This window comes from Pseudolabrys sp. FHR47, from assembly GCF_005153485.1.
GTDB lineage: Bacteria > Pseudomonadota > Alphaproteobacteria > Rhizobiales > Xanthobacteraceae > Pseudolabrys.
The window spans coordinates 2,187,372-2,213,044 of record NZ_CP039740.1 but is presented as its reverse complement, the minus strand read 5'-3'; the positions used below and the strand labels follow the sequence as shown (position 1 = coordinate 2,213,044).

The following is a 25,673-nucleotide window of genomic DNA, read 5'->3' as shown; positions in this document are numbered from 1 at the left end:
AAACGGGCCGAACATAAACCGGCAACGCCGGCCCGCATTCTGGTGGTCGAGGACGAGTCCCTCATCCGCATGCTGCTCGAGGACATGCTCGCCGACCTCGGTCATGAGGTCGCGGCGACCGCCGCCTCGGTCGAGACGGCCAGGAAGCTCGCCGCCGCCGGCGGCTTCGACGCGGCCATTCTCGACGTCAATCTCGAAGGCCAGGAGATCTTCCCGGTCGCTGAAATTCTCGCCGAGCGCGGTGTGCCCTTCGTCTTCGCCAGCGGCTACGGCCACGCCGCCCTGCCCGAACAGTTCCGCGGCCGCCCGACTTTGCAGAAGCCGTTCCAGGGCGCGCAGCTCGAAGCGGCGCTGAAGGCTCTGCTGCAGACGGTGTGAGACGCTACTTGCTTGTAGCCCGGGTGAAGCGAAGCGTAACCCGGGAACGATCAGCGGCTGTCCCGGATTTCGCTGCGCTCATCCGGGCTACGGATTCCAGCAAATGAAGCGCTGGATCGCCCGCCTTCGCGGGCGATGACGGAATGAGATCGCGCCGCAAGGACAAGCTCAAGCCAACACCTGCGCCAGCTTGGTCATGAACGGCTCGTCGGTGAGATCGAGCCGCAGCGGCGTCACTGAAATCTTTTTATTGTCGAGCGCGGCAAGATCGCTGCCCGGCGGCGCAGCCGGCTTGATGCCGCGTGCGATGGCGATCCAGTAATACGGATTGCCGCGGCCGTCATGGCGCGCGTCGATCTTGAGAAACTCGGCGTCGCGCTTGCCCTGCGTCGACACCGCCACGCCTTCGACCTCTTCCGGCAAACAGTCCGGGAAGTTGATGTTGACGAGGACATCCTTCGGCATGCCCTCCTTCAAGATCTTCTGCATCAGCGCCGGCCCGTGCGCGATGCCGGTCTGCCAGTACGGCAGATGCTTGGTGGTAAAGGCATAAGCCTGCGACAGCGCGAAGGACGGAATGCCGAGCACCGTCGCTTCCTTGGCGCCGGCCACCGTGCCGGAATACAGAACGTCCTCGGCGACGTTGCGGCCGCGGTTGACGCCGGAGATCACAAGATCCGGCTTGTCGGGCATGATGTGGCGCACGCCCATGATGACGCAATCGGTCGGCGTGCCCTTGACCGCGAAATGCCGCTCGCCGACTTCGCGCAAGCGCAAGGGATCGTTCAGCGACAGCGAATGCGACACGCCGGACTGGTCGGTTTCCGGCGCCACGATCCACACATCGTCGGAAATCGCGCGCGCGATCTTCTCGCAGGCCACGAGACCAGGCGCGTGAACGCCGTCGTCATTGGTGATGAGAATGCGCATTAGTGTTCGCCCCACGCCGCAGCCTGTTCCCCTCCCCCTTGTGGGGAGGGGTTAGGGGTGGGGGTCGATGTCGTCAGCGAACATTTCGCAAGATGATGACCTCGCAACCACCCCCCTCCCCAACCCTCCCCCACAAGGGGGGAGGGAGAAGAGAGCGCGCGTGGGACGGACTTGCACATCGTCAGACGCATCACTTCTTCTCAATCACATTCACGCCGCCCATATACGGCTTGAGCACGTCCGGCACGGCGATCGCGCCGCCGTCCTGCTGATAGGTTTCCATCACAGCGATGAGCGCGCGGCCGACGGCGACGCCCGAGCCGTTGAGCGTGTGGACGTGGCGCACCTTGTTCTCTTTATCGCGGAAGCGCGCATTCATGCGCCGCGCCTGAAAATCGCCACACACCGAACAGGAAGAGATTTCGCGATACATGTTCTGCCCCGGCAGCCAGACCTCGATGTCATAGGTCTTCTGCGAGGCAAAGCCCATGTCGCCGGTGCAAAGCGTGATGACGCGGTAGTGCAGATCGAGCTTCTTGAGCACCGCCTCGGCACAGGCGAGCATGCGCTCATGCTCTTCCTTCGATTTCTCCGGCGTGGTGATGGAGACGAGCTCCACCTTAGTGAACTGGTGCTGGCGGATCATGCCGCGCGTGTCGCGCCCCGCCGCGCCGGCTTCGGCGCGGAAACACGGCGTGCAGGCCGTGAGCCGCATCGGCAATTCGTCCTCGGCGACGATGGCTTCGCGGACGAGATTGGTCAGAGGGACTTCGGCGGTGGGGATCATGCCCCAGCGCGCGCCCTTCATATCCGAAGCCGCAGCGTTGTTCGCGAACACATCGCCACTGACGGCCCAGAACTGGTCGTCCTCGAACTTCGGCAGTTGCGCCGTGCCGAACATCACATCGTCTTTGACGAGCAGCGGCGGATTGACTTCGGTGTAGCCGTGCTCGTCGACATGCGTATCGAGAAAGAACTGGCCTAGAGCGCGCTCAAGGCGTGCGAGGCCCTTCTGCAACACGACGAAACGCGCGCCGGACAGTTTGGCGGCGGTTTCGAAATCCATCTGCTTCAAGTCTTCGCCAAGTTCGAAATGCTGCTTCGGCGTGAAGGCGTAATTGCGCTTGGCGCCGCTCACCGACTTCTCGACATTGTCGTGCTCGTCCTTGCCGTCCGGCACGTCGTCATTCGGCAGGTTCGGGATTTGCGCCAGTTCCTTGTCGAGGTCCTCGGCGAACTTCTTCGCCTCGGCCTCGAGCGCCGGCATGGTCTCTTTCAGCGTCGCGACCTCGGCCATCAAAGCCTGCGCGGCGGCCTCGTCCTTCTTCGCCTTGGCCTGGCCGATTTCCTTGGACGCGGCGTTGCGGCGCGCCTGCGCCTGCTCCGAAGCCGAAATGGCGGCGCGGCGCTTCTCGTCGAGCGCCAGCAGTTTGGCCGAAAGAGGCTCCAGCCCGCGCCGTTTCAGGCCGCGGTCGAAAGCCTCGGGGTTCTCGCGAATCCATCGAATGTCATACATGGGCGGCGTTCTAGTCGGATTTTGTGAGGCGGGAAAGACGGGGTTTATACCTGTCGTCCCGGGCGAGCGAAGCGAGACCCGGGACCCATAGCCACGGGTCTATCGAGAGCACACAGCGTATGGGTCCCCGCCTTCGCGAGGACGACCAAGTGCCTCAATCCGGGCCGGCGGCGCCGACCTTGGCGGCGGCTTCGGCGTCAGCCTCGGCCTGGGCATTTTCCTTGGCCGCGGCTTCGGCGCTCGCCTTCTTCTCGACGATGCGCACCGACCAGATCGAGCCCTCGTAGAGAATAAGCAGCGGGATCGCGAGCGAGAGCTGGCTGATCACGTCCGGCGGCGTCAGCACCGCGGCGATGACAAAGGCGGCGACGATGAAATAGCGACGCTTCTCCTTGAGCGTCTGCGACGTGATGATGCCGATGCGGCCGAGCAGCGTGAGGATGACCGGCAACTGGAACGCCGCGCCGAAGGCGAGCACCAAAGTCATCATCAGCGACAGGTATTCGCCGACCTTGGGCAACAGCGCGATCGAGGCTTCGCCCTCGCCCGATTGCTGCATGCCGAGCGAGAAGCGGATCAGCATCGGCAGCACGACGAAATAGACCACCGCCGTGCCGAGCGCGAAGAAGAACGGCGTCGCCACGAGATACGGCAGGAAAGCCCGGCGCTCATGCTTGTAGAGGCCTGGCGCAACGAACATGTAGACCTGCCCCGCCACCACCGGAAACGACAGGAAGGCGGCGCCGAACATCGCGAGCTTGAGCTGGGTGATGAAATATTCGAGCAGCGCGGTGTAGATGAACTTGGAATTCTCCGCGCCGGCGACCCAGACGAAGGGCCACACCAGCACGTTGTAGATGTCTTTCGCGAATATGAAGCACAAAGCGAACATCAGGCCGAAGGCGATCATCGCCTTGATGAGCCGCGAACGCAGCTCGATCAGGTGATCCATCAACGGCGCCTTGCTGGCCTCGATGTCGTCCTGGCTCACGCGGCGCCTCCGGCCTTCTTGTCGGCGGGCGCGTCGGCCTCGGCGGTCTTGATATCTTCTTTGGGCAGGAAGTCTTCGGTGCGCACCGGCGGCAGCGGCTCAGGCTCGGGAATGTCGAGTTTCGCCAGATCGGCCGTCTGCTCGGCCGGCGGCGGCAATGCTTCACTCGACTCCACCGGCGTCACCGGCGCGGCGGCTGGCGTGCTATCGGACGCAGTCGCGGCCGGTGCGTCGAAGGCGCTCTCGATTTGTTTCTTGGTGTCGGCGAGCGGATCGATTTTGGTGAAGTCGGTGACCTGCTCCTTCACGCTCGAGGTCAGGTCCTCAGCCTGTTTCTTCAGGTCGGCGACTTCAGCTTCGCGCAGGGCTTCCTGGAACTGGCCCTGGAATTCGGCCGCCATGCGCCGGACCTTGGCCATCATCTGGCCGACCGAGCGCAGCACGGTGGGCAGTTCCTTCGGCCCGATCGCGATCAGCGCGACGATACCGATGAGGACGATCTCGCCCCAACCGAAATTGAACATGACTTAGACGTCCCGAATTCGCCCCGGCGATGTGACCGGCACGGCCTGTCTTCTAGCGCGAGGTGCGATCCAGAGCGACATGCCGTCCGGCGAAAACGCGTCAGGAGCGCGCGCCCTCGGCGCGGCGTTCGGCGTCGGTCTTCTGGGCGCCCGCCTCGAGCGACTTGACCGGTTCGGCCGGCTTGGCGTCGGCCTTGTCGTCCTCGGCCATGCCCTTCTTGAAGGCCTTGATGCCCTGGGCGAAGTCGCCCATCAGGCCGGAAATCTTGCCGCGGCCGCCGAACAGCAGCAGCACGACGACGGCAACGATGAGCCAGTGCCAGACGCTAAACGAACCCATGACCTAATCCCTCCGCGGCGACGGCGTTGGCCCTGAAGGCTCGTCCCGCCTTGTGTTTCGGTCAGAAACTAGGCTGCGGAAGCGGCAAAAACAAGGAGTTAACGGGGATTGGTTAAGGGCAGAAAGACGCGGTGGCAGCGCCACTCGGCCAAAGGGATTTGGCTCTTTCGACTGCAATTTCTCCGTTCGTCCCCGCGAAAGCGGGGACCCAGTGCCCCAAACTCATGCCGTTCTGGGTCCCCGCCATAGGCGTCCTGAAAGAACGCCGTTCTTCGAACGGCTATGCGCGGGGACGAACGGTGTTTCGAGGGAATGCCTCAGCTTATTTTTCAGGTTCGGCTTCCGGCTCCGCCGAAGCCTCCGGCGCGGGCGCGAGACCCAGATCGAGGTCGCCCGGTTCGAGCGGGTCCTCATCATCGCGCAAGGTGGCGTCGTCGGACGGCATCGGCACCGAGAAGCCCGGCGGCATCGCGCCTTCGATCAGGCCGGCGCCCTTGAGCTCGTCGAGGCCGGGCAGATCGCTGACCTCCTCCAGGCCGAAATGCGACAGGAACGCCTCGTTGGTGCCGTAGGTGATCGGACGGCCCGGCACCTTGCGGCGGCCGCGCGGGCGAATCCAGCCGGTCTTGAGCAGGACGTCGAGCGTGCCGGCGGCGGTGGCAACGCCGCGGATTTCCTCGATCTCGGCGCGGGTCACCGGCTGGTGATAGGCGATGATCGCCAAGGTCTCGATGGCGGCGCGCGACAATTTGCGCTGCTCGACGGTTTCCTTGGTGAGCAGCCACGACAAATCGGACGCGGTGCGGAAGGTCCACTTCTTGCCGATGCGCACGAGGTTGACGCCGCGCGGCGCGTACTCGGCCTGCAGGGCGGCAAGCGCGGCCTTCACATCGACACCGTCGGGCAATGCGCGCACCAAGGTCGGCTCGTCGAGCGGCTCGGACGCGGCGAACAACAGCGCTTCGAGCAGACGCAGCTCGTCCGGGCGCTGCGCCGGCTCGGCGGCCTCGGCCTCAACCTCGACGACGATCGTCTCTTCCACGCTTTGTTCAAACTGGACGGCAGCGGTTGCCGGCTCGTCGTTCGACACGATCACGAGCTTCTTGGCCGCGCTGGACATGGATTCCGTCTCCTTATGCGGTTTCTTGTGCGTCATGCGACGATGCGAATCCGTTCGCGCTCACACGCTTGCGCATGTAGATCGGCGAGAACGCATCCTTCTGATGGATTTCGGCGCGGCCGTCGCGCACGAGTTCGAGCGCCGAGGCAAAGGACGACGCGAACACGGTGGCGGCCAGCGCCGGCTCGACCACGTACTGAATGAGGAAGGCGTCGATGCGCGACCAGTCGCTCGACTGGCCGATCATGCGCTCCAGCGTCTCGCGCGCTTCGGCCAGCGACCACACCGTGCGCTTCTTGAAGCGTACGCGCGACAAGGTCGTGCGCTGACGCTGCACCGCATAGGCGGACAGAAGATCGTAGAGCGTCGCGGTATATTCCGGCTTCTTGATCTCGGCGATCGGCTCGGGCATCCCGCGCTCGAACACGTCGCGGCCAAGCTGCGGGCGGTCCATCATGCGGCTGGCGAATTCGCGGATCGCTTCGAGGCGGCGCAGACGGTTGGCGAGCGCCAGCGCCATGTCTTCGGCGGACGGCCCCTCTCCCGGCGCCGCTTCCGGCAGCAACAGGCGCGATTTGAGATAAGCGAGCCACGCCGCCATCACGAGATAATCGGCGGCGAGTTCGAGGCGCACTTTGCGCGCCTGCTCGATGAACATCAGATACTGGTCGGCGAGCGCGAGAATGGAGATCTTGTGCAGATCGACCTTCTGCTGGCGCGCGAGCGTGAGCAGAAGATCGAGCGGACCTTCGAAGCCCTCGACGTCGACGATCATTTCCGGATCGGTGACGCCGCGATCCGCTTCCATCTCGGCCGCGAGTTTGTTGTCGAAATCCTCAGGCGCCATGAGCCTGTTCATCCTTCACTGATGGTGGAGCCTAAGCCACCATCGCATTGAAAATCCGCCGCGCCTCCGCGACGTCGAACGTCTCGCCTTGCGACCGCATCGACAGCGCGCGGCTTGCGCGCTCCGCGGCCGCGCCGGAAAGCTCGGGCGCGACGCCGGCGACCTCGCTCATTTCGGCAAGATCGCCGTTGCAATGAAGCACGACATCGCAGCCCGCTGCGAGCGCCGCCTGACTGCGCTCGGCAATTGTCCCCGACAAAGCGCCCATTGACACATCGTCGCTCATCAACAAGCCGGAGAAGCCGATGAAGCCGCGAATCACCTCGCGCACCATTGTGACGGAAGTTGTGGCCGGGGCATGGGCATCGATGGCGCTGAACACAACATGCGCCGTCATGCCGAGCGGCAGGTCCTTGAGCGGCTGGAAGGCGGCAAAATCGGTTTGTTCCAAAGTGGCGCGGTCGGTGTCGACGACCGGGAGTTCCTTGTGGCTGTCGGCGCGGGCCCGGCCATGCCCCGGAAGGTGCTTCAGCACCGGCAGCACGCCGCCGGCGAGCAAGCCCGCCGCGACAGCGCCGGCGATCGCCGCGACCTTGGCCGGCTCGGTGCCGTAAGCGCGGTCGCCGATTATGGGATCGGCCTCGGACACCGGAACGTCCGCGAGCGGCAGACAATCGACGTCGATGCCGAGCGCCTTGAGGTCGGCGGCGATCAGATGCGCGCCCATGCGGGCGGCGGCGATGCCTTGCGCGGGGTTCTGGTCGTAGAGCGCGCTGAATACGGCGCCCGGCGGATAGGCCGGCCAGTGCGGCGGGCCAAGGCGCTGCACGCGGCCGCCTTCCTGATCGACCAGGATCGGCGCTTCCCAGCCGACCGCATCGCGAAAATCACGTGCCAGACCAGCAATCTGAGCCGGATCGCTGATGTTCCTCTTGAAGATGATGAGGCCCCACGGCTGCGCCTCGCGCAGAAAGGCGCGCTCAGACGGCGTGATCGTCAGGCCGGACAGGCCGGTGATAAAGGCGCGGGAAGCCATAGCGGCGGCTTAACCCGCACTGCCGGAGGGAGCAAGCAAGCCTGTTGATGGCGAAAGCGCGTGAATCCGGCGCTTAATTGCGCTGGATGAGGCAGGAACCGCCCGCGGCCTTCAGGCTGGAGCACAGTTCGCTCGCCTCGCCCGACGTCCCCACCGGCACCAGCGCGCGGTAGTAGATGCCCTTGTCGCCAAGATCGACGCGCTTGATGAAGGGCACGCGGCCACCGAGCTGGTTGGGGAACTTGCCCTGCAGCGACTGGAAGGCGGCCTGCGCTTCGGCCTCGCTGCGCTGGGCGGAAACCTGCACGGCATAGCCGCCAGCCGTGGCAGTCGCCTGCGGTGCCGGAGCCGGGGCTTGCGCGGCCACGCGGGCGGGCGCGGCAGGCCGCGCCGGCTGGGCATTGGGATTGAGCGACAGCGGTGCATTGGAGGGCTGTGCGACCGGCTGGGGCGCCGGAGCAGCCGCCTGCGGCGTCACGTTACGCGGCGGTTCGGGCGCGGGCTGAGGAGCGACCCGCGGCGCCTGAGCGGCCGGCGCTGCGTTGACAACGCGCACCGGCGGCTGTGCCGCCGACGGCGCGGGTTCCGGCGCCGCGGGCGCCGCGCTGGTGCTGTCGGCCGACTGGTCCGGACGGATCTGGATCGTGCGGATTTTCTTCGGATCGCCGACGACGCCACTGCCCATGGCCGGTGCACCGGCGTTCGGCGAACTGCCCGACGGCGATGGATTGGGCGTCGTGGTGACGGGCACCGGCTGCTCTTCGCGCGACAACAGACGCTCGATCTGGCCATTACCGCCGACGCGGTCGGTGACCTTGCCCGGCTCCTTGCTCGTCGTCGCCGGCACGACCTTGCTGGGCGTGGCGTCGGCCTTGATCACAGGCGGCGTGCTCGGCACCGACGACGGTCCGAACACTGCGCGATAGCCCAGCGCGCCCGCCGTGCCGAGCACAGCCAGAGCAAATACGCCGGCGATCGCCAGAACGCTGATGCGGCGCCGGTTCGGCGCAACGTCGTCGTAGTAATCATCGGTCGGCGCCGGACCGAACTGCTGATGCACGTCGTGCAGCGGCTCCTGCGATGGCGGGAAAGCCTGGTCATAGGCACCCGCCACGCCGTTCGCATAAGGATCGGCTTCGTAGCCCTGCGAGGCGTAGCCCGGCGCATGGGCATCGACCGGATAAAGCTGCGATGAATCGGCCGGCAACGGCGTGCCGCCATAGGTCTGCCGGGAGAAGCCGCCATTGCCATGAGAGCGATCGGCGTAGGCGTTCGGTTCGGGCAAGGCCGGCTGTTCAGCGGGGTAAGCGGGGGTCTCGTCCGGCCACGCCGCCGGCGCCTGCTGACCGGGCACGGTCGCGGTGCGGTGGGCGTTGTTGCGGCCGTATTCGGCGAAGGGATCGGTCTGTCCGATCAGGCGCGCGAGTTCCGCCAGCGGATCGTTGCCGGAGGTGCCGCTGCCCGCAGCGGCACCGCGCGAGGAGAGGTCGCTCCCGCGATAAGCGCGCTGATTGTGGTCGTCCGCCATGGCGTCCCCGGTACCGAGTTTACAAAATGCGCAAGGCCCCTACGCGTCCCTTCCCCGTCGAGGGACGCGTCATGCGCTCCGGTGGCCTATCAAGCCTACCGCATTTCCTCAGGCGCTTCGACCCCGAGCAGGTCGAGGCCGGACGCCAGCACGGTCACAATGCCCTGCACCAGGGCAAGCCGCGCCAGGGTCGTTTGTGGATCATCTTGCATAATGAACCGTAAATGCGGCGATTCCTTGCCTCCCCGGGTCCATTGGGCGTGGAATTCGCTCGCCAGTTCATAGAGATAGAAGGCGATCCGGTGCGGCTCGTGGGCCAGCGCCGCGGCCTCCAGCATGCGTGGATAGAGCGCCAGCTTGCGGATGATCGTGAGTTCCCCGGGATCGGTCAGGCGGGTGAGATCGGCCTGTTTCAGTGCTTCCGGATCGGCGGGCAGCATGCCCTGCTCGGCGGCCGTGCGGAAGATCGACTTGCCGCGGGCATGGCCGTACTGGACGTAGAACACCGGATTTTCGCGGCTCTGCTCGATCACCTTGGCGAGATCGAAATCGAGCACCGCGTCATTCTTGCGATAGAGCATGTCGAAGCGAACGGCATCCTTGCCGACCTCATCGACCACTTCGCGCAAGGTGATGTAGTCGCCGGCGCGTTTCGACATCTTCACCGGCTCGCCATTGCGCAACAGACGCACGAGCTGAACCAGCTTGATGTCCAGGCTCGCCTTGCCGCCGCTGACCGCCTTCACCGCCGCCTGCATGCGTTTGACGTAGCCGCCGTGATCGGCGCCCCACACGTCGATCATGTCGGCAAAGCCGCGATCGAATTTCGATTTGTGATAGGCGATGTCGGTCGCGAAATAGGTGTAGCTGCCGTCCGACTTCATCAGCGGACGATCGACGTCGTCGCCAAATTCGGTCGAGCGGAACAGCGTCTGCTCGCGGTCTTCCCAATCCTCGAGGTTGCCACTCTTGGGCGGCGGCAGACGGCCGTCATAGATGTGACCGGCCTGACGCAGCGCCGTGATGGTTTCGGCAACGATATTGACCGGCGGCTTTGGCGGTTCCTTGGAGAAGGGATCGGGTAATTCGCCTTCGATCAGCGACCGTTCCGAGAAGAACACTTCCGGCACAATGCGCAGGCGCGCCAGGTCGTTGCGGATTTCGGCCATCATCATGTCGGTGGCGCGCAGGCGCACGATCGGCAGCCATTCGGCTTCCGGCATCTGCGTCAGCCGGTCCTCGTAGTCGTTGACGAGTTCCTGGCCGCATTCCTTCAGATAATCGCCCGGATAAAGCCCTTCCGGAATTTCGCCGATATCCTCGCCAAGCGCTTCGCGGTAGCGCAGGAAAGCCGAGCGCGCGAGCACATCGACCTGAGCGCCGGCATCGTTGATGTAATATTCGCGCGTCACGCTGTAGCCGGCTGCGGCGAGCAGGCTCGCCAGCGCATCGCCGAACACGGCGCCGCGACCATGGCCGACATGCAGCGGCCCGGTCGGATTGGCGGAGACGTATTCGACATTGACCTTGCGGCCGGCGCCGATGGTGCTGCGGCCATAGCCCTTGCCCTGCTCCAGCACGGCGCGCAGAGCGTCCGGCCAGACCTCGCCCTTCAAGGTGAGGTTGATGAAGCCGGGGCCGGCAATATCGACTTTCTCGATCTTCGCGTCTTCGCGCAGCTTCGCGGCGATGGCGTCGGCGAGATCGCGCGGCTTCTGCCCGGCGTCCTTGGCCAGTACCATCGCGGCATTGGTCGCCATGTCGCCATGCGAGGCATCGCGCGGCGGCTCGACGACGATACGCGACAGGTCCGCCTGCGGCCCAAGCACGGCGACCGCAGCCGCGTGAACGCGGGCAAGCATGTCGGCGAAAAGATGCTGGGTCGGCGCCCTCAGCGCGAGGGTCTCCGGCGGCGCTGCGATTAATGGCTGCTCCGCTGGCCGCGCCGCGATCTGTGCCAACTCGATCGCCTTTGTGTTCGGCTTGGCCGTCTTGATCGGAGTTGGAGAAGGCTTCTGCATCGAGGACTTGAGCGCGGTGCCACCAGCCTTCAAGGCCTTGTCGGCCGTCTTGCTCGTCACCTTGCTCGCGGTTTTGACGCTGCCGCGACGCGTCGATTTCTTCGCCGCTTTCTTCGCGGTTGCAGCACGTTTAGTGCCCGCTTTGGCTTCCGCCGGGACCGACTTGACCTTGGTCTTCGTCTTGGATTTCCGCTTGGCGGACGCGGCCTTTTTCAGGCTCGTCTTGCGCGCCTTTTTGGCCCGCGCCGGCGAAGCTTTTGACTTCGAGCGTGCCTTGGAGCGTGCCTTGGAGCTCGCCTTGGACCGCGCCGCGGTCGCGGCTTTGGATTTATTCGATCTTTTATGGGCCATGATGGTCGCTGCGGGTAAGGGATTTCGGCGGGCGAGTCAAAGCGAAGTCATGATATAGGCGTGAACTTATAGATTATCGGAGATTCGTTCGTTCCGTCCCCAATTCTGGAATGCCCTGCCATGACCGACGGCTTTTCTCGTCTTTCCCGCCGCCAGGCGGTTGTCGGCCTCTCCTCACTCCCGCTCCTCAGCCTCGCCACCCCGGCCCTGGCACTCGATCCGCCAGCGCAGCGTGTGGCCGCGCTGGAGAAAAAAATCGGCGGCCGCGTCGGCGTCTATCTGCGCGACATTACCGGCCGGGTGCTGGTGGCGCACCGCGCCGACGAGCGCTTTCCAATGTGCAGCACCTTCAAGTTTCTGCTCGCTGCCGCGGCGCTCAAGCGCGTCGACCAAGGCCAGATGTCACTCGATCAAATCCTCAACTTCGGCGAGGCCGATCTGTTGAGCTACGCACCCGTCGCCAAAGCCAATGTCGCCAAAGGCGGCCTGCCTCTGGCCGAATTGTGCGCCGCCATCGTCACCGTCAGCGACAACACCGCCGCCAATGTCATTCTGCGCAATATCGGCGGTCCGCAGGCGGTCACCGCCTTCGCCCGTTCGATCGGCGATCAGGACACGCGGCTCGACCGCAACGAGCCCGACCTCAACTCCGCCATTCCCGGCGACCCTCGCGACACCACGACGCCACAGGCTATCGGCGAGGACATGCCCCGCCTCCTCTCCGGCAACGCCCTGGGAGCGGCCTCGCAGCAAATGCTCGAGAACTGGATGGTGGCGTCGAAGACCGGGCTCAAGCGGGTGCGCGCCGGACTGCCGAATGGCTGGGTGGTCGGCGACAAGACGGGCAGCGGCGCCAATGGCAGCGCGAATGTCGTCGCCGTCATCCGCCCGGGAAACCGGGCGACCTTGTTTGCTTCGGTGTATTTGACCGGTTCGAGCGCGCCGGCGGAAGAACTCGATGCCGTGCATACGGAGGTCGGCCGGATCATCGCCGACATTGTGGTGCGCTCCTGATCGCGCCGCTCATCGCGGAGCAGCATCGTCGAAACCGGTTCACCCCCGACCAACTCGGGGGTGTTTTATTTCCGGAAGAATGCGCGGTGCCTTTGCGGCCAGGGCAATTCGATGTCGCAAGTGAGGTAGCGCGGCACGGACACGACTAGGCGTCGGTCCAGCGACGCGGCTTCGCTTTCGCACTCGCGCCATCACCCGGACTGCAATCCAAAGACGATTGACCAAGATCAAGGCGCAATCCCGCATGGGAGTTATCAACTAACTAATAAATCGCAATAACAAGTTGCTGCCACGCGTTCAAACGACCGCGTCGGAAGAGGAGGAAGAAATGCTCAATCGGCGAAACCTGCTTTATTTGGCGATTTTGGTATTTGTCGGTGCGCTCGGCGTTTCTTTTTTCACCCAGGGTGTTGGCGTTGTGCGCAACGATGCCAGTCACCATCTGGCCATTCCTTCGCCGCTGACCGTTCCGCTGCAGGTGCAGGCCGCCTACAACGGGCGCGAGATCGTTTTCCGCTATCGATGGCCATCACCGAAAGCGGGCATCTTCCATGATGTGCTGCGCTTCGAAGGCGGGAAGTGGGTCGTGAAGGGCTCCGCCGTTCCAGGCTCCCAGCCGGACGGCCTGCACGAAGACCGCGTGGTGATGATGGTCGATGACGGTAGCGTGCCAGAGTTTTCGCGCTACGGCGGCTATATTACGGTCGGCCGTCGGCTCACCGGCTTCAGCGACGAGGTTAGCGGCAAGGAAGTCGCCGCCCATCCCTATCTCGGCGCCAAACTGAAGCAGGACGAAGCGACCAAGTATCTCCCGGCCACCCGCAAGGACATCAACGACTGGTCGTCGGTCGTTCCCGAAGACGAACTGAAAGCGCAGCGCGCTGCCGGCTACTTCATCGATCTTTGGCATTGGCGCGCCAACCGCTCCAATCCGGTCAACCTGTCCGACGATCAACTGGTCGCCGAAGCCCGCCTAAGCGATACCGGCAAGAGTATGTACGCCACCAACTGGGACGGCGGTAAGAAACAGCCGCGGCTCATGTTTGACGCCACCAAAGCCGGCTCTGCCGCGCTGAAGTGGGACGACATCAAGTCCGGCAAAATTACCCAGGATAGTACCTATGCGCTGCGAGAAGATATCGCGGCGCCGTTCGACCCCAGCGCGGCATGGCGGGAAGGCGATACATTGCCTCGCCGAATTGTCCGGCCGGCGGATGGCTCGCGGGCCGATATCAAAGTGCTTGGCAAGGCTCGCTGGGCTGACGGCTTCTGGGACGTGACGCTGTCGCGCAAGATGGACACCGGCAATCCTCTTGAAGACAAAATCATGGTCGACCGCGGTGTCTATCATGTCGCCTTTGCGGTGCATCGGCAGGCGACAGGAGGCCGCTGGCACTATGTTTCGTTACCCTACACGGTCGGGCTCGGCCGCGATGCCGACATTAACGCCGTACGCTTCGAAGGCGAGACCCCGAAATGGGATCAGCCCGCCAAATCCGTGACCCTGTTCTATCCGGGGCAAGTCAGTTGGGCACTCGTCAACAGCGCCAAGCACCCCGGCGCTGACAAGGTGAAGGCCGGCGTGCCGGTCAAGTTCCGTCATAGCGAATCCGAGCTTGCGCATTACGGCGTCGAGATGGAGTTCAACGACGCCATCCGGCGGCAATGGCTGCTGACCATGCTGGCCGGCGTCCTGCTGATTGCCGCCTTTGCTGTCGCCCTCAATGCCACGCTCAAGCGCGCGAAAGGAGCCTGATCATGGCCGCATATCACGTCGTGCTCGTTCACTTCCCGATCGCGCTCTGGATGACCGCAACGCTGGCTATCCTGTGGCGGGCCGTGTCGAACGGCCCCGTCGCATTGGCCATTGATCGCGCCATGATCCCGCTGCTTTCGGTCGGGCTCGCCTCCGGCATTATTGCCGTGACAGTCGGGCTGATGGTTTGGCCATGGGATGCGATCTCGACCTCGCCGATGGGCCGCAACCACATCCTTCTCGCCGCCTGGACGGTGGCCTACTGGACCCTCCTGCTGGTGACGCGCTCGATCCAGGGCGAGGCCATCTGGGATGGCCCGGGACGCTGGGTCATGGCGGGATTGGCCATCCTCGGTAGCGCCCTGCTCGGCATTACCGGCACGCTCGGCGGCCACCTCGCCGGCATTTACACCGACCTGTCGGCGGTGCTCCGGGCGCTCGGCTGGGAGGTGCATCGAACCTTCTACGTTCCGAACCTGACACTCGGCGTCATCGTCGCGGCGGCTGTGGCTCTGATTGCGATCGGCTGGTTGGCATCCCGACAACATGAGAGCGGGGCCGCTCGAATCAACTAACGATGCACACATCCCTGCGGCTGCCGTTGGCCTTCAAGCCCAAGATGATCCTCGGACAGGGTGGTCACAGGTTGAAGGATCGGCGGCAGCCGGGATTCAGGCGCGTTTCCATCGGCACATGGAAGGAGTTGTCCTTCATAGGCACTAACGCGCCGCGAGTAATTTCGAATTAACCGCATTCCGGTACGGTCCGTCTCGATAAAGCTTAAGAAAACCGGGCGAGACGCATGGCCGCACGAATCTTGCGAATGCCCCTGCGGAGGGATAGCCGCGCGTCGTCGTTTTCGGATATCGGCGACCGCGCCGGGCGTCTGAGCGTCGAGATCGCCGACGCCGCCGGTCTGATCGGCGACCTCACCGCCCTCGGCAAGACGCAGACGGAGCGCGCCCAGGGCGCCATGGCCGCGGCCCGGCAAATGGCCGAGACCAATGCCGTGCTGTCCTCGGCCATGAGCGCCGCCCGCGCCTCGGCCGACGCCGCCGAAGAAACCCTGCGCGAAAGCTCGAGCCACGTTTCGACCGCGCTGACCAATTCCATCGAGAAGATCGAGGCGCTCGGCGACGGCGCCATCGCTTTGAAAGAAGCGATCGAGAAGGTGTCGGCCACCATTCAGCGCGTTCAGGAAACCAGCGCCGCGGTGCGCCGCATTGCCGATGAGACCGAACTTCTGGCACTCAACGCCACCATCGAGGCCGCCCATGCCGGCACCGCGGGCGCCGGCTTTGCCGTGATCGCCGGCGCGGTGAAACGGCTCGCCGAACAATCGCGTCAATCGACCAAGGACGCTCAGTCTCATCTCGAGACGCTGACCGTCACCCTTGCCGAACTGGTGAACCGCGCCGACGTCAACACCCAGACCGCCATCGCCGCCAAGGCGGAATCGAAAGGCGCGCAGGCCTCGATCACTGAACTGGAAGCGCTCGTCGAAACCGTGCAAGGCATGACGCACGAGATCGGCACCATGGCGGCGCAGGTCGACAGCAACAACGAATGCTTCGACAGCCTTACGAATGAACTCACCGGCCTGGTCGGTGCGGTCGAAGCCGGCTCCGACAAGCTGACACAGGCCAAGGCGCGCACCGACTCGATCCTGACCATCAGCGAAGACTTCCTGCTGTTCATCGCCGAGAGCGGCATCAAGACACCCGATACGCCCATCGTCACCTTGTGCCAGAAGACGGCGGCGCAAATTGCATCCGCGTTCGAGCGCGCCGTGGCCAAGGGCGCGATCACGATGGACGCGCTGTTCGACGAGCGTTACGTGCCGATCCCGGGCACCGATCCGCAGCAGATGATGTCGAAATTCGTCGCCTTCACCGATAAAACACTGCCCGAATTTCAGGAGCCGCTGCTTCAGGCCGATCCGCGTATCGTGTTTTGCGCGGCGATCGACCGCAACGGCTTCCTGCCGACGCATAATCTCAAATACTCGCAGCCGCAGGGCGACGATCCGGCGTGGAACGCCGCCAACTGCCGCAACCGCCGCATGTTTAACGACCGCACCGGATTGTCCGCAGGCCGCAGCAAGCGCTCGTTCCTGCTGCAGACCTATCGGCGCGACATGGGCGGCGGCGAGTTCGTGCTGATGAAGGACGTATCGGCACCGATCACGGTCAACGGCCGTCACTGGGGCGGCTTCCGCATCGGCTTCAAGGTATAATAAACATCGATACCGTGCCGGTATTGATCGGCGGTATTGCGCCAAATCAAGGCTCGATTCGCATTCTCGTTCCTGAATGTCATCGCATTCAGGAGAATAGCCATGCTCAAAATCGCAGCGCCTGTGTGGGTCATTATCGGCACCATGTTCGCCGGCAGTGCCGTTATCGCCGTTCTCAGCGTCCCGGCCCTCGCCGCCCACGACCGACAACTCATCCCGATGGTTGCCATCGCTGGTTATCTCGCCGCAATCCCGATCGCGCTTGCGGTCGCGGTCAGGATGCGCGACGCGTTCTCGCGCTGAGACGGCGCGTCAGCGCAGTTCAGGCGTCGTCCCGAAGAAGCGCGTGTGCTCGGCGAGCGCGTAGCGATCGGTCATGCCGGCGATATAGTCGGCGATGCGCCGTTCCCTGCTCGTATCGTCGAGCCCGGCAAAACCCACGCACCACTCCTCGGGCAAGTCGCTTGGTGTGGCGCTGAAGTGCAGGAACAGGTCGGCGACCACGCCTTCGGCGTCGTGCATCACCCGCATGACCCGATGGTGGCGATACATGCGCGGATAGAGGAAGCCCTTGATCGCTTCGTCGACCGCCGTCATCGCCGCCGAGAATCCGACCACCGCTCCCGGTGCGTTGCGGATATCGGACACGCTGTGCGGGGCAAGCTCGGCAATGCGGCGCTCGCTCTCGGCGATCACGTCCTCGATCATCCGCGTGATGACGCGGCGCGTCACCTCATGGACGCGGCGCGCCGGATCGAGGCTGCGATAACGGTCCTCGATCTCGCGCACGATGCCGCCAAGGAACGGCACGCTCGATAGATCGCCCAGGGTGAACAGGTCGGCGCGCAGACCGTCGTCGATGTCGTGGGCGTCGTAAGCGATGTCATCGGCGACCGCCGCGATCTGCGCCTCGGCGGAAGCCTGCGACCACAGTTCGAGGTCGTGCCGCCTGTTATAGGCCAGGATCGGTTTCGGCACGCCGTGCTCGGCATAGCGCACCGTCGGCGCGCCATCGCGCGCCAGCAGTGCGCCGTTGTGCTTGACCAGACCCTCGAGCGTTTCCCAGGTCAGGTTGAGGCCGTCGAAGTCGGCATAGCGGCGCTCCAGATCGGTGACGATCCGCAGCGCCTGCGCATTGTGATCGAAGCCGCCGGCATGGCGCAGAATGCGGTCGAGCGCGCGTTCGCCGGCATGACCGAACGGCGTGTGGCCGAGGTCGTGGCTCAGCGCCACCACCTCCGCCAGATCTTCGTCACAGCCCAAGGCCCGCGCCAGCGAGCGGGCGATCTGCGCCACTTCCAACGTGTGGGTGAGCCGCGTGCGGTAGTGATCGCCTTCGTGGAAGATGAAAACCTGCGTTTTGTAAGCAAGGCGCCGGAACGCCGCCGAGTGGATGATGCGGTCGCAGTCGCGGCGGAAATCGTTGCGGGTCGGGCTTGCCGGCTCGGCCACCAGCCGGCCGCGGCTTTGGCGCGGATCGGCGGCGTAAATGGCGCGGGGGCGGCCGCTATCGATGGCCATGTGGCGTTTTCCGGCGAATCGGGGCCGCATTGACGGGGCGGTCCGGCGCACTTAACTATCGGTGACAGCCTATGGCAACGCCATAGAGGAACCGATTTGGGAACTGAAATGGACGCGGTCACCGATAGCGCCACCCCGGTTACGGTCAGCGAACGCGCCGCCCGGCGGATCGGCGAAATCCTCAAAGGCGAGCCCGTCGGCACCATGCTGCGCGTCTCGGTCGAAGGCGGCGGCTGCTCGGGCTTCCAATACAAGTTCGATATGGATCGCGAGTGCGCCGACGACGACCTCGTCATCAGCCGCGACGGCGCCACCGTGCTCATCGACCAGGTGTCGGTGAACTACATGGCCGGGTCCGAGATCGACTTCGTCGATGACCTGATCGGCGCCTCGTTCAAGGTCAAGAACCCGAACGCCACCGCGGCCTGCGGCTGCGGCACCAGCTTCGCGCTTTGATTCCATCAAAGCTGCCAAGGCTCTAGTTGATCTTCATCCCTGTTTTCTTGGCGAACTCGGCATAGGTGCCGAGTTCGGTCTTGACCTGCTTGTCGAACGCCTCGCGCGAGATCGACGCCGGTTGGGCACCGATCGCCTCAAGCTTCGCCCTCACTTCGGGCGAGGATAGCGCCTTGGCGATCGCGGCTCCGAATTTATCGGCGATCGCCTTGTCGGTCTTGGCCGGCGCAAAGGTGCCGATCCAGAACGTGTAATCGCTGTTCGGGAAACCGGCTTCCAACGTCGTCGGCACGTCGGGCAGTTGCGGCGCGCGCGTCGGGCTCGACACCGCCAGCGCCAGCAACTTGCCTGCCTTGATGTGCGGCAGCGCGGTGGCGATGGGGCAGAAATAATAGTCGACGCGGCCGGCGATCACCTCGTTCAGCGCTTCGGCCCCGCCCTTGAACGGCACGTGCAGAGCATCGTAGCCGGCACTAAAGCGGAAGCGTTCGGCGCTCATATGCACCGCCGATCCGATGCCGAGCGAAGCGAAAGTGAGCTTGCCGGGATTGGCCTTTGCTTCCTTGACGAAGTCCTGAATGGTCTTGATGCCGCGCGACGGCGCAATAATCAACACGTTCGGGACGCTGCCGACCGCTGCCACCGTCGCAAAGTCGTCCGCCACCGAATAACTGAGCTTGGAGTAGAGTGCCGGCGCGATGGTGTGCGCCGACGATGTCGTCAGGAACGTATAGCCGTCCGGTTCCGCGGCGGCGACGGCGGCTTCGCCGATGGTGCCGCCGGCACCGCCGCGGTTTTCAACGATGATCTGCTGCCCGATTTCCCTGCCGACCTGGTCAAACACGATACGCGGAATAACGTCGGTGGCGCTCCCAGCGCCGAACGGAACGACGACCCGCACGGGCCGCGTCGGCCAGTCCGCCGCCTGGACCGACGGCGGAATATTGAGCGACATCGCAAGCAACAAGGCGACGAAAGCGGCAACGCGGCGCATGGCATTCTCCAGTCGATTGGACCAGAGCTACCAAAGCAAGGCCTATGCCATTGTATACAGTCGCCTGCCCTGCACTTTTGTGCGCGGCTTACTTTCTGACAACGACCAGACTCGTTCCATGCACCGCCGTAATCGTCAGCGCCGTACCGGCGGCGAAATCCTCGTTGCCTTCGGCCAGCCAAATCGTGTCGTTGAGCCGGACATGGCCGCGGCCGTTGACAAAAGCTTCGCTGGCCGTGGCCGGCTGACCGACCAGCTCAAGATCGCGCCGGTTCATCGGCTCGGCATCGGCACCACTCAACGCCAGCCGGCGATAGACAAAATAGCCCGCGACGCAGGACGCGATGCAGGCCACCGCGAAGAAAGTCAGTTGCGAATTCAACGACCAGTCGAATACGAAGCCGACAAGAGCCGTGAACGCGGCGGCACAGGCGATCCAGATGAGATAATTGCCTGGCACCGCCAGTTCGAGAAACGCGACGACGACGGCCGCCACTGCCCAGACCCACGGCGATGTCCAGATCGGCATGGCTCCGGTCACTTGGCGTCACCGAGCTTGGCGTTCTTGGTCAACTCGGCGATACCGGCAACCGCGCTGACCACGCCGGACATCTCCATTGGCATCAGCAGTAATTTGGCATTCGGCGCCTGGCCAATCTGGCTAAGCGCTTCGACATATTTCTGTGCCACGAAATAATTGAGCGCCTGCACATTGCCATCCTCGACCGCCTTGGAGACGGCGCGCGTCGCCTCCGCCTCGGCGGTAGCGAGACGCTCGCGCGCTTCGGCGTCGCGGTTAGCGGCCGCAAGGCGGCCTTCTGCCGCCAGAATCTGCGACTGCTTCTCGCCTTCCGCTTTCAGAATCGCGGCCTGCTTGATGCCCTCGGCGGTCAGGATGGCCGCGCGGCGTTCGCGCTCGGCGGTGAGCTGCATCGCCATCGAGGCCACGACGTTGTCCGGCGGGCTGATGTCTTTCAGTTCGACGCGGGTGATCTTGACTCCCCACGGCTGCGTGGCGGCATCGAGCACTTGAAGCAATCGGTCGTTGATTTCGTCGCGCTTGGACAGGGTCTCGTCGAGATCGAGCGCGCCGATCGCGGTGCGGATATTGGTGAGCGCCATATTGGCGACCGCCCCCTGCAGATTCTGCACTTCATAGGCAGCTCTCGCCGCCTGCAGGACCTGAAAGAACACGATGCCGTCCACCGTCACCGAGGCGTTGTCCTTGGTGATCACCGACTGGCTCGGAATCTCGAGCACCGTTTCCTGCACGTTGATCTTGTGGCCGATCCTGTCGATGAAGGGCACGATCAGGTTGAGGCCCGGCATCAGCGTCGTGCGATAGCGGCCGAAGCGCTCCACGGTCCATTGAAAGCCCTGCGGCACCGTCTTCACACCGGCGGCAACCACCGCCAGCACCAGCACCACCAGTGCGATCAGAAATACCAGCGATTCCATGTTGCCTCCCCGTTCGGCCTGTCGACGCGGCCGGCATCATAGCATCAAACATGACAGGGCAATGGCCGGACTGGCTGCCCGGCCATTCCAGGTTAAAAACTCCATTACTCGGCTTTAAAGCGCCCTATTCGGCCGCCACCTGCGCCGGGGCGTCCTTGACCTCCTCGAGCTGCGGCTCGAGGCGGCGCTTGAGCATGCGGTCGAAGCGATCGAGATAGAGATAGACCACCGGCGTGATGTACAGCGTCAGCAACTGCGACACGCAGAGGCCGCCGACCACGGCGATGCCGAGCGGCTGGCGCAGTTCGGCGCCGGCGCCGGCTCCGAGCGCGATCGGCAAGGTGCCGAAGATCGCCGCGAAGGTCGTCATCATGATCGGGCGGAATCGCAGCAGCGCCGCCTCACGGATCGCCGCCTCCGCCGACAGGCCGATGCGGCGGCGCTCGAGCGCGAAGTCGATCATCATGATCGCGTTCTTCTTGACGATACCGACCAGCATGACGATGCCGATCATGGCGATCACCGACAGATCCATCTTGAACAACATCAGCGTCAGGATGGCGCCGATGCCGGCCGACGGCAGGCCGGAGATGATCGTGATCGGGTGGATGAAGCTCTCGTAGAGAATGCCAAGCACGATATAAGCGGCGAAGATGGCAGCGAGGATCAGGATGCCCTGCCCCTTCTGCGCCTCCTCGAACACCTGCGTAGTACCCTGGAACGTCGCGGTGATGCTCGCCGGCAGCCGCTCGTCGCGCTCCAGCTTGCGGATGGCGTCGGTCGCCTGGCCGAGTGAGGTGCCGGGCGCAAGGTTGAAGGAGATCGTCACCGATGGCTGCTGGCCCTGGTGGTTGACCTGCAGCGGGCCGACGGTGCGCTCGAAACGCGTCACCGCCGACAGCGGGATCGAAGTGCCGCTCGCGGTCTTCAGGTAGATGTTGTTGAGCGCATCGGGGCCTAGCTTCTGGACCTCCGGCAACGCCTGCAGGATCACCTGATAGTCGTTCGACGGCGTATAGATGGTCGCGACCTGGCGCGTGCCGAAAGCGTTGTAAAGCTCCTGACGCACCTGATCGATGGTGACACCATACACGGCGGCCTTCTGCCGGTCGACCTCGACCGACACTTGCGGGTTCTTGATGTAGAGATCGGTCGTCACGTCGAGCAGGCCGGGCAGTTCGGCGATCTTGTCGCGCATGTCCGGCGCCAGCCGATACAGCGCGTCGGTGTCGTTCGACTGCATCGTATATTGATACTGACTCTTCGACGGCCGGCCGCCGAGATTGATGTTCTGAATCGGCTGGAAGAAGATCCGGATGCCCGGCACGGCGTTGGCGGTACGCCGCAGCCGGTCGATCACGGGACGCAATTCTCCGCGCTCCGACTTGGGCTTGAGCGCCACCAGCATGCGCCCGTTATTGACGAGCGAATTCGGGCCGCCAATGCCGACGGTCGAGTTCACATAGGCCACCGCCGGATCGGCGCGCACGATATCGGCCAGCTTGCGCTGGTGCTCGACCATGGCGGCATACGAGATATCGGTCTTGGCCTCGGTGATGCCGGTCAGGAAGCCGGTGTCCTCGGTCGGGAAGAAACCCTTGGGCGCGATGGCATAGAGCCAGACCGTGCCGATAAGCGTCAGAAACGTCACGCCGAGCATCACCGCCTTGTAGGCGAGCACGCGGTCGAGCGTCCGTTCGTAGGCGCCGAGGACCCGCTCGAACGCCCACTCGAAGCCGCGCAGGACGAAGTTCTGCTTCTCCTCTTCGCCCGGATGATGTCCCCTGAGCACGCGGGCGCACAGCATCGGCGTCAGCGTCAGCGACACGAAGCCCGACACGACGATGGCGACGGCCACCGTGACGGCGAACTCGCGGAACACCCGGCCGACCATGCCGCCCATCAGCAGCACGGGGATGAACACCGCGATCAGCGAGAACGTGATCGATACGATGGTGAAGCCGATCTCGCGCGCGCCTTTCAGCGCCGCCTCGAACGGCCGCATGCCGCCCTCGATATGGCGCACGATGTTCTCGAGCATGACGATGGCGTCGTCGACGACGAAGCCGACCGACAGCGTTAGCGCCAGCAGCGTCATGTTGTTGATCGAGAAGCCGAACATGTACATCGCGGCGAACGTGCCGACCAGCGACATCGGCACCGCCAGCGACGGGATCACGGTCGCCGACACCTTCCGCAGGAACAGGAAGATCACCATGATGACCAGCACCACGGCGATCGCCAAAGTCTCCTTCACGTCGTGCACGGCGTCGCGGATCGAGATCGAACGGTCGAACAGCGGCCGCAGCTCGATGGCCGCCGGTATCTGCGCGCGCATGCGCGGGATGAGATTGACCGCGGCGTCCACCACCTCGACCGTATTGGCGTCGGGCTGGCGCTGGACGGCCAGCACGATGGCGCGGTCGTCATTGAACCAGGTGGCAATCTTGTCGTTCTCGACGCTATCGACGACACGCGCCACTTCGCTGAGCTTGATCGGCGCGCCATTAACGTATTTCACGACGACATCGGCATAATCGGCCGCGCGCTTCATCGATGACGTCGCGACAAGGGTCAGCGACTGTTTGTTACCGTCGAGATTGCCGACCGGCGCCGCCGAGTTGGCGCGCGCGACCACGGTGCGGATTTCATCGAGCGAGACATTGCGTGCCGCGGCCGCGACCGGGTCGACTTGCACGCGGACAGCATAGCGTTGCGCGCCATAGACGGCGACCTGCGCCACGCCGGGCAATTGCGAGAGCTGAGGCGATAGTACCGTTTCGGCGAAATCGTTGATTTCCGAAAGCGGCATCGTCGCCGAGCGCATCGAGAAGAAGATCACCGGGAAGTCGCCCGGATTGACCTTTCGGAACGACGGCGGCGTGGTCATTTCGACCGGCAGGCGCCGCTGCGCGATGGACAGTGCCGTCTGCACGTCGAGCGAGGCGCCGTCGATATTGCGGCCAAGGTCGAACTGGACGGTGATTTCGGTGTTGCCGAGCGAGGACGACGAGGTCAGCGACGTGATGCCGGCGATGGTCGATAACTGGCGCTCGATCGGCGAGGCCACCGATGCCGCCATGGTTTCGGGCGAAGCGCCTGGCAGCGTTGCGGTGATACGGATGGTCGGGAAGTCTACCGCGGGCAACGCCGCCACCGGCAGCAGCCGATAGCCGAAGATGCCGAGCACGATGATCGATGCCATCAACAGCGTCGTCAGCACCGGACGGCGAATGCAGACTTCTGAAATATTCATCGACCTCGACCTGCCCCTATCAGCCCGAAACGTCGCCCATCATGACCGGCGCGTCGCCGCCTCGCCGGTTCGTCTTTTGCAAGCTTACGTGCCCGCCGGTTTGCCGGCCGGCGCCGGCCGGCCGCCGGTCTGTATCCGAACCCGCGTGCCATTGGCGAGAAAGGCCTGACCGTCGGTCACCACTGTCTCGCCGCCCTTGAGCCCTGATGCGATGACCGACTCGTCGCCGACCTGCCGTTCGACGACGATCTGCTGCACCCGCGCCTTGCCGTCCTCGATGACAAAAACGAAATTGCCGGTCTGGCTGACAGACACGGCATTCGCCGGTACGGTCACCGCGTCCTCGACACGCAAGGTCATGCGCGCATTGACGAGCGTGCCGGGCCACAACAATTCATCCTGGTTCGGCATGGTGGCGCGGATCATGGCCGTGCCGGTGGACGCGTCGACCGAATTCTCGATCATGGTCACCGCGCCATCGGCGCGCTTGGCATCGCCCGGGATGTTGGCCTGAACGGTCGCCGTTTCGGCGGCAATCGCTTGCCGGATCGCCGGCAGGTTCTTCTGCGGCACCGGGAAGCTCACATAGATCGGCGCGGTCTGGATGATGGTCGCCATCGGCGCGGTGTCGGCGGGGCGCACAAAGTTGCCGACCTTGACATTGGCCATGCTGATGCGGCCGGCGATCGGCGCACGGATCGAGCAGTAGCCAAGCTGGACCTTGAGATTTTCAAGCTGAGCGCGGTTCGACTCCGCCGTGGCACGGGAGACGTTCACCGCGGTTTGCGCGTTGTTGAGGGTGACGATAGGCGTCGCATTGCGGTCGACGAGATCGGAATAGCGCTGCACGTCGCGCTGGGCCTGTTCGAGCGAGGCTTGCGCGCCGTCGATAACAGCCTGCACCCGCTTCATGTCGGCTTCGATCTGGCGGCAGTCGAGCGTGAAGAGAAGATCGCCCTTGTCGACATGCGCTCCGTCACGGAAGTGGACGGCGGTGATGGTGGTCTCCAGCCGCGCCTTCAGGGCGACATTGGCGATGGGCGTCACGGTTCCCAGAGCATCGAGATTGACCGGAACCTTCTTCTGCTCGGCCTTGGCAACCTCGACGGGCACGACCCGTTCGCCGCCGCCTTGCTGTGCGCGCACGGGGCCCGACTCGCCCGTGAAATAGCCACGAGCAAAATAAACGGTGCCGGCCGCAACCAGCACGAGAACCAAAAGCAGCAACTTTCGACTTTTCATCGTCTTCAGACGGTCTGGGTCCGTAGCCCCCTAACCCAGACGCTCCTTTTAGCGGTTTCCGGCGGCCAACCGGTCGACCGCAATGGCGGTCACATAAGCGCGATACTTAGCATATAACGGGCCAAACTGCACTTACCTGCGCCGTTTCTGCTAAACAG

The 25,673-nt window shown here is 64.2% G+C and carries 24 protein-coding genes; 8 read left to right on the top strand and 16 right to left on the bottom strand.

The annotated features are described in order from the left end of the window. Window positions 1-69 precede the first annotated feature (69 nt). On the top strand, window positions 70-378 hold the full coding sequence (locus E8Q40_RS10915; protein WP_137046677.1) for a response regulator: 309 nt from the start codon (window positions 70-72) through the stop codon (window positions 376-378). A 168-nt stretch (window positions 379-546) separates the two neighbouring features. Here E8Q40_RS10915 and surE read toward each other — a convergent pair whose 3' ends face one another. The 10 genes from surE to E8Q40_RS10860 all read right to left on the bottom strand — a co-directional run bounded on the left by surE (window position 547) and on the right by E8Q40_RS10860 (window position 11,072). Next, window positions 547-1,308 (bottom strand): 5'/3'-nucleotidase SurE, encoded by a 762-nt coding sequence (surE, locus tag E8Q40_RS10910; protein WP_137044547.1) that lies wholly within the window; start codon window positions 1,306-1,308, stop codon window positions 547-549. A 190-nt stretch (window positions 1,309-1,498) separates the two neighbouring features. Next, entirely contained in the window at window positions 1,499-2,824 is a 1,326-nt protein-coding gene (gene serS, locus E8Q40_RS10900; protein WP_137044543.1) for a serine--tRNA ligase, read from the bottom strand. 154 nt (window positions 2,825-2,978) lie between these two features. Further along, on the bottom strand, window positions 2,979-3,815 hold the full coding sequence (tatC, locus tag E8Q40_RS10895; RefSeq protein WP_137044541.1) for a twin-arginine translocase subunit TatC: 837 nt from the start codon (window positions 3,813-3,815) through the stop codon (window positions 2,979-2,981). Continuing rightward, window positions 3,812-4,339 carry a Sec-independent protein translocase protein TatB gene (gene tatB / locus E8Q40_RS10890; RefSeq protein ID WP_137044540.1) on the bottom strand — a complete coding sequence of 176 codons (528 nt, stop codon included), beginning with the start codon at window positions 4,337-4,339 and terminating at the stop codon, window positions 3,812-3,814. The genes tatC and tatB overlap by 4 nt, the downstream gene beginning before the upstream one ends. Window positions 4,340-4,439: 100 nt before the next feature. Further along, window positions 4,440-4,679 (bottom strand): twin-arginine translocase TatA/TatE family subunit, encoded by a 240-nt coding sequence (locus E8Q40_RS10885; RefSeq protein WP_137044538.1) that lies wholly within the window; start codon window positions 4,677-4,679, stop codon window positions 4,440-4,442. A gap of 322 nt (window positions 4,680-5,001) precedes the next feature. Further along, a complete protein-coding gene (gene scpB / locus E8Q40_RS10880) occupies window positions 5,002-5,799 on the bottom strand; it encodes an SMC-Scp complex subunit ScpB (protein ID WP_137044536.1) in 798 nt (265 codons plus the stop codon). Window positions 5,800-5,812: 13 nt separating this feature from the next. Next, on the bottom strand, window positions 5,813-6,607 hold the full coding sequence (locus E8Q40_RS10875) for a ScpA family protein (protein WP_246663090.1): 795 nt from the start codon (window positions 6,605-6,607) through the stop codon (window positions 5,813-5,815). Window positions 6,608-6,677: 70 nt separating this feature from the next. After that, complete coding sequence (gene nagZ, locus E8Q40_RS10870; RefSeq protein ID WP_137044532.1) at window positions 6,678-7,682, bottom strand: beta-N-acetylhexosaminidase; 1,005 nt, start codon at window positions 7,680-7,682, stop codon at window positions 6,678-6,680. Between the two features lie 73 nt (window positions 7,683-7,755). Beyond that, the gene (locus E8Q40_RS10865; protein ID WP_137044530.1) at window positions 7,756-9,210 is read right to left on the bottom strand and encodes an SPOR domain-containing protein; all 1,455 of its coding nucleotides are present in this window, start codon (window positions 9,208-9,210) and stop codon (window positions 7,756-7,758) included. Window positions 9,211-9,305: 95 nt separating this feature from the next. Continuing rightward, window positions 9,306-11,072: an arginine--tRNA ligase gene (locus E8Q40_RS10860; protein ID WP_137046676.1), complete on the bottom strand. Its 1,767-nt coding sequence runs from the start codon at window positions 11,070-11,072 to the stop codon at window positions 9,306-9,308. Between the two features lie 208 nt (window positions 11,073-11,280). Here E8Q40_RS10860 and E8Q40_RS10855 point away from each other — a divergent pair, with 208 nt between their 5' ends. From E8Q40_RS10855 to E8Q40_RS10830, 6 genes are all read left to right on the top strand, one after another. Continuing rightward, entirely contained in the window at window positions 11,281-11,640 is a 360-nt protein-coding gene (locus E8Q40_RS10855; protein WP_137044529.1) for a hypothetical protein, read from the top strand. A 62-nt stretch (window positions 11,641-11,702) separates the two neighbouring features. Further along, complete coding sequence (bla, locus tag E8Q40_RS10850) at window positions 11,703-12,596, top strand: class A beta-lactamase (protein WP_137044527.1); 894 nt, start codon at window positions 11,703-11,705, stop codon at window positions 12,594-12,596. 328 nt (window positions 12,597-12,924) lie between these two features. After that, entirely contained in the window at window positions 12,925-14,352 is a 1,428-nt protein-coding gene (locus E8Q40_RS10845; protein ID WP_137044526.1) for an ethylbenzene dehydrogenase-related protein, read from the top strand. A gap of 2 nt (window positions 14,353-14,354) precedes the next feature. Beyond that, complete coding sequence (locus E8Q40_RS10840) at window positions 14,355-14,927, top strand: heme ABC transporter permease (protein WP_137044524.1); 573 nt, start codon at window positions 14,355-14,357, stop codon at window positions 14,925-14,927. A gap of 248 nt (window positions 14,928-15,175) precedes the next feature. After that, window positions 15,176-16,588, top strand: a complete 1,413-nt coding sequence (locus E8Q40_RS10835) for a methyl-accepting chemotaxis protein (RefSeq protein ID WP_168197801.1) — start codon at window positions 15,176-15,178, stop codon at window positions 16,586-16,588. A 102-nt stretch (window positions 16,589-16,690) separates the two neighbouring features. Beyond that, window positions 16,691-16,891, top strand: a complete 201-nt coding sequence (locus tag E8Q40_RS10830) for a hypothetical protein (RefSeq protein ID WP_137044521.1) — start codon at window positions 16,691-16,693, stop codon at window positions 16,889-16,891. A 9-nt stretch (window positions 16,892-16,900) separates the two neighbouring features. Here E8Q40_RS10830 and E8Q40_RS10825 read toward each other — a convergent pair whose 3' ends face one another. Next, a complete protein-coding gene (locus E8Q40_RS10825; protein WP_137044519.1) occupies window positions 16,901-18,109 on the bottom strand; it encodes a deoxyguanosinetriphosphate triphosphohydrolase in 1,209 nt (402 codons plus the stop codon). Window positions 18,110-18,217: 108 nt separating this feature from the next. Here E8Q40_RS10825 and erpA point away from each other — a divergent pair, with 108 nt between their 5' ends. Beyond that, window positions 18,218-18,565 (top strand): iron-sulfur cluster insertion protein ErpA, encoded by a 348-nt coding sequence (gene erpA / locus E8Q40_RS10820; RefSeq protein ID WP_137044518.1) that lies wholly within the window; start codon window positions 18,218-18,220, stop codon window positions 18,563-18,565. A 22-nt stretch (window positions 18,566-18,587) separates the two neighbouring features. Here the strand turns inward: erpA and E8Q40_RS10815 are convergent, their stop codons facing one another. The 5 genes from E8Q40_RS10815 to E8Q40_RS10795 all read right to left on the bottom strand — a co-directional run bounded on the left by E8Q40_RS10815 (window position 18,588) and on the right by E8Q40_RS10795 (window position 25,500). Beyond that, window positions 18,588-19,559 carry a tripartite tricarboxylate transporter substrate binding protein gene (locus tag E8Q40_RS10815; RefSeq protein WP_137044516.1) on the bottom strand — a complete coding sequence of 324 codons (972 nt, stop codon included), beginning with the start codon at window positions 19,557-19,559 and terminating at the stop codon, window positions 18,588-18,590. Between the two features lie 88 nt (window positions 19,560-19,647). Then, complete coding sequence (locus E8Q40_RS10810; RefSeq protein WP_137044514.1) at window positions 19,648-20,088, bottom strand: NfeD family protein; 441 nt, start codon at window positions 20,086-20,088, stop codon at window positions 19,648-19,650. A gap of 8 nt (window positions 20,089-20,096) precedes the next feature. After that, window positions 20,097-21,017 carry an SPFH domain-containing protein gene (locus E8Q40_RS10805; protein WP_137044512.1) on the bottom strand — a complete coding sequence of 307 codons (921 nt, stop codon included), beginning with the start codon at window positions 21,015-21,017 and terminating at the stop codon, window positions 20,097-20,099. A 124-nt stretch (window positions 21,018-21,141) separates the two neighbouring features. After that, window positions 21,142-24,273 (bottom strand): efflux RND transporter permease subunit, encoded by a 3,132-nt coding sequence (locus tag E8Q40_RS10800; protein ID WP_137044510.1) that lies wholly within the window; start codon window positions 24,271-24,273, stop codon window positions 21,142-21,144. Between the two features lie 84 nt (window positions 24,274-24,357). After that, entirely contained in the window at window positions 24,358-25,500 is a 1,143-nt protein-coding gene (locus E8Q40_RS10795; protein WP_246663071.1) for an efflux RND transporter periplasmic adaptor subunit, read from the bottom strand. Window positions 25,501-25,673 lie beyond the last annotated feature (173 nt).

Excerpts from the sequence above, each read along its gene's own strand:
- E8Q40_RS10915 (WP_137046677.1), top strand. The coding sequence starts at position 70 with ATGCTGCTCGAGGACATGCTCGCCGACCTCGGTCATGAGGTCGCGGCG.
- surE (WP_137044547.1), bottom strand. The coding sequence starts at position 1,308 with ATGCGCATTCTCATCACCAATGACGACGGCGTTCACGCGCCTGGTCTC.
- serS (WP_137044543.1), bottom strand. The coding sequence starts at position 2,824 with ATGTATGACATTCGATGGATTCGCGAGAACCCCGAGGCTTTCGACCGC.
- tatB (WP_137044540.1), bottom strand. The coding sequence starts at position 4,339 with ATGTTCAATTTCGGTTGGGGCGAGATCGTCCTCATCGGTATCGTCGCG.
- E8Q40_RS10885 (WP_137044538.1), bottom strand. The coding sequence starts at position 4,679 with ATGGGTTCGTTTAGCGTCTGGCACTGGCTCATCGTTGCCGTCGTCGTG.
- scpB (WP_137044536.1), bottom strand. The coding sequence starts at position 5,799 with ATGTCCAGCGCGGCCAAGAAGCTCGTGATCGTGTCGAACGACGAGCCG.
- E8Q40_RS10875 (WP_246663090.1), bottom strand. The coding sequence starts at position 6,607 with ATGGAAGCGGATCGCGGCGTCACCGATCCGGAAATGATCGTCGACGTC.
- nagZ (WP_137044532.1), bottom strand. The coding sequence starts at position 7,682 with ATGGCTTCCCGCGCCTTTATCACCGGCCTGTCCGGCCTGACGATCACG.
- E8Q40_RS10865 (WP_137044530.1), bottom strand. The coding sequence starts at position 9,210 with ATGGCGGACGACCACAATCAGCGCGCTTATCGCGGGAGCGACCTCTCC.
- E8Q40_RS10860 (WP_137046676.1), bottom strand. The coding sequence starts at position 11,072 with ATGCTTGCCCGCGTTCACGCGGCTGCGGTCGCCGTGCTTGGGCCGCAG.
- bla (WP_137044527.1), top strand. The coding sequence starts at position 11,703 with ATGACCGACGGCTTTTCTCGTCTTTCCCGCCGCCAGGCGGTTGTCGGC.
- E8Q40_RS10845 (WP_137044526.1), top strand. The coding sequence starts at position 12,925 with ATGCTCAATCGGCGAAACCTGCTTTATTTGGCGATTTTGGTATTTGTC.
- E8Q40_RS10840 (WP_137044524.1), top strand. The coding sequence starts at position 14,355 with ATGGCCGCATATCACGTCGTGCTCGTTCACTTCCCGATCGCGCTCTGG.
- E8Q40_RS10835 (WP_168197801.1), top strand. The coding sequence starts at position 15,176 with ATGCCCCTGCGGAGGGATAGCCGCGCGTCGTCGTTTTCGGATATCGGC.
- E8Q40_RS10830 (WP_137044521.1), top strand. The coding sequence starts at position 16,691 with ATGCTCAAAATCGCAGCGCCTGTGTGGGTCATTATCGGCACCATGTTC.
- E8Q40_RS10825 (WP_137044519.1), bottom strand. The coding sequence starts at position 18,109 with ATGGCCATCGATAGCGGCCGCCCCCGCGCCATTTACGCCGCCGATCCG.
- erpA (WP_137044518.1), top strand. The coding sequence starts at position 18,218 with ATGGACGCGGTCACCGATAGCGCCACCCCGGTTACGGTCAGCGAACGC.
- E8Q40_RS10815 (WP_137044516.1), bottom strand. The coding sequence starts at position 19,559 with ATGCGCCGCGTTGCCGCTTTCGTCGCCTTGTTGCTTGCGATGTCGCTC.
- E8Q40_RS10810 (WP_137044514.1), bottom strand. The coding sequence starts at position 20,088 with ATGCCGATCTGGACATCGCCGTGGGTCTGGGCAGTGGCGGCCGTCGTC.
- E8Q40_RS10805 (WP_137044512.1), bottom strand. The coding sequence starts at position 21,017 with ATGGAATCGCTGGTATTTCTGATCGCACTGGTGGTGCTGGTGCTGGCG.
- E8Q40_RS10800 (WP_137044510.1), bottom strand. The coding sequence starts at position 24,273 with ATGAATATTTCAGAAGTCTGCATTCGCCGTCCGGTGCTGACGACGCTG.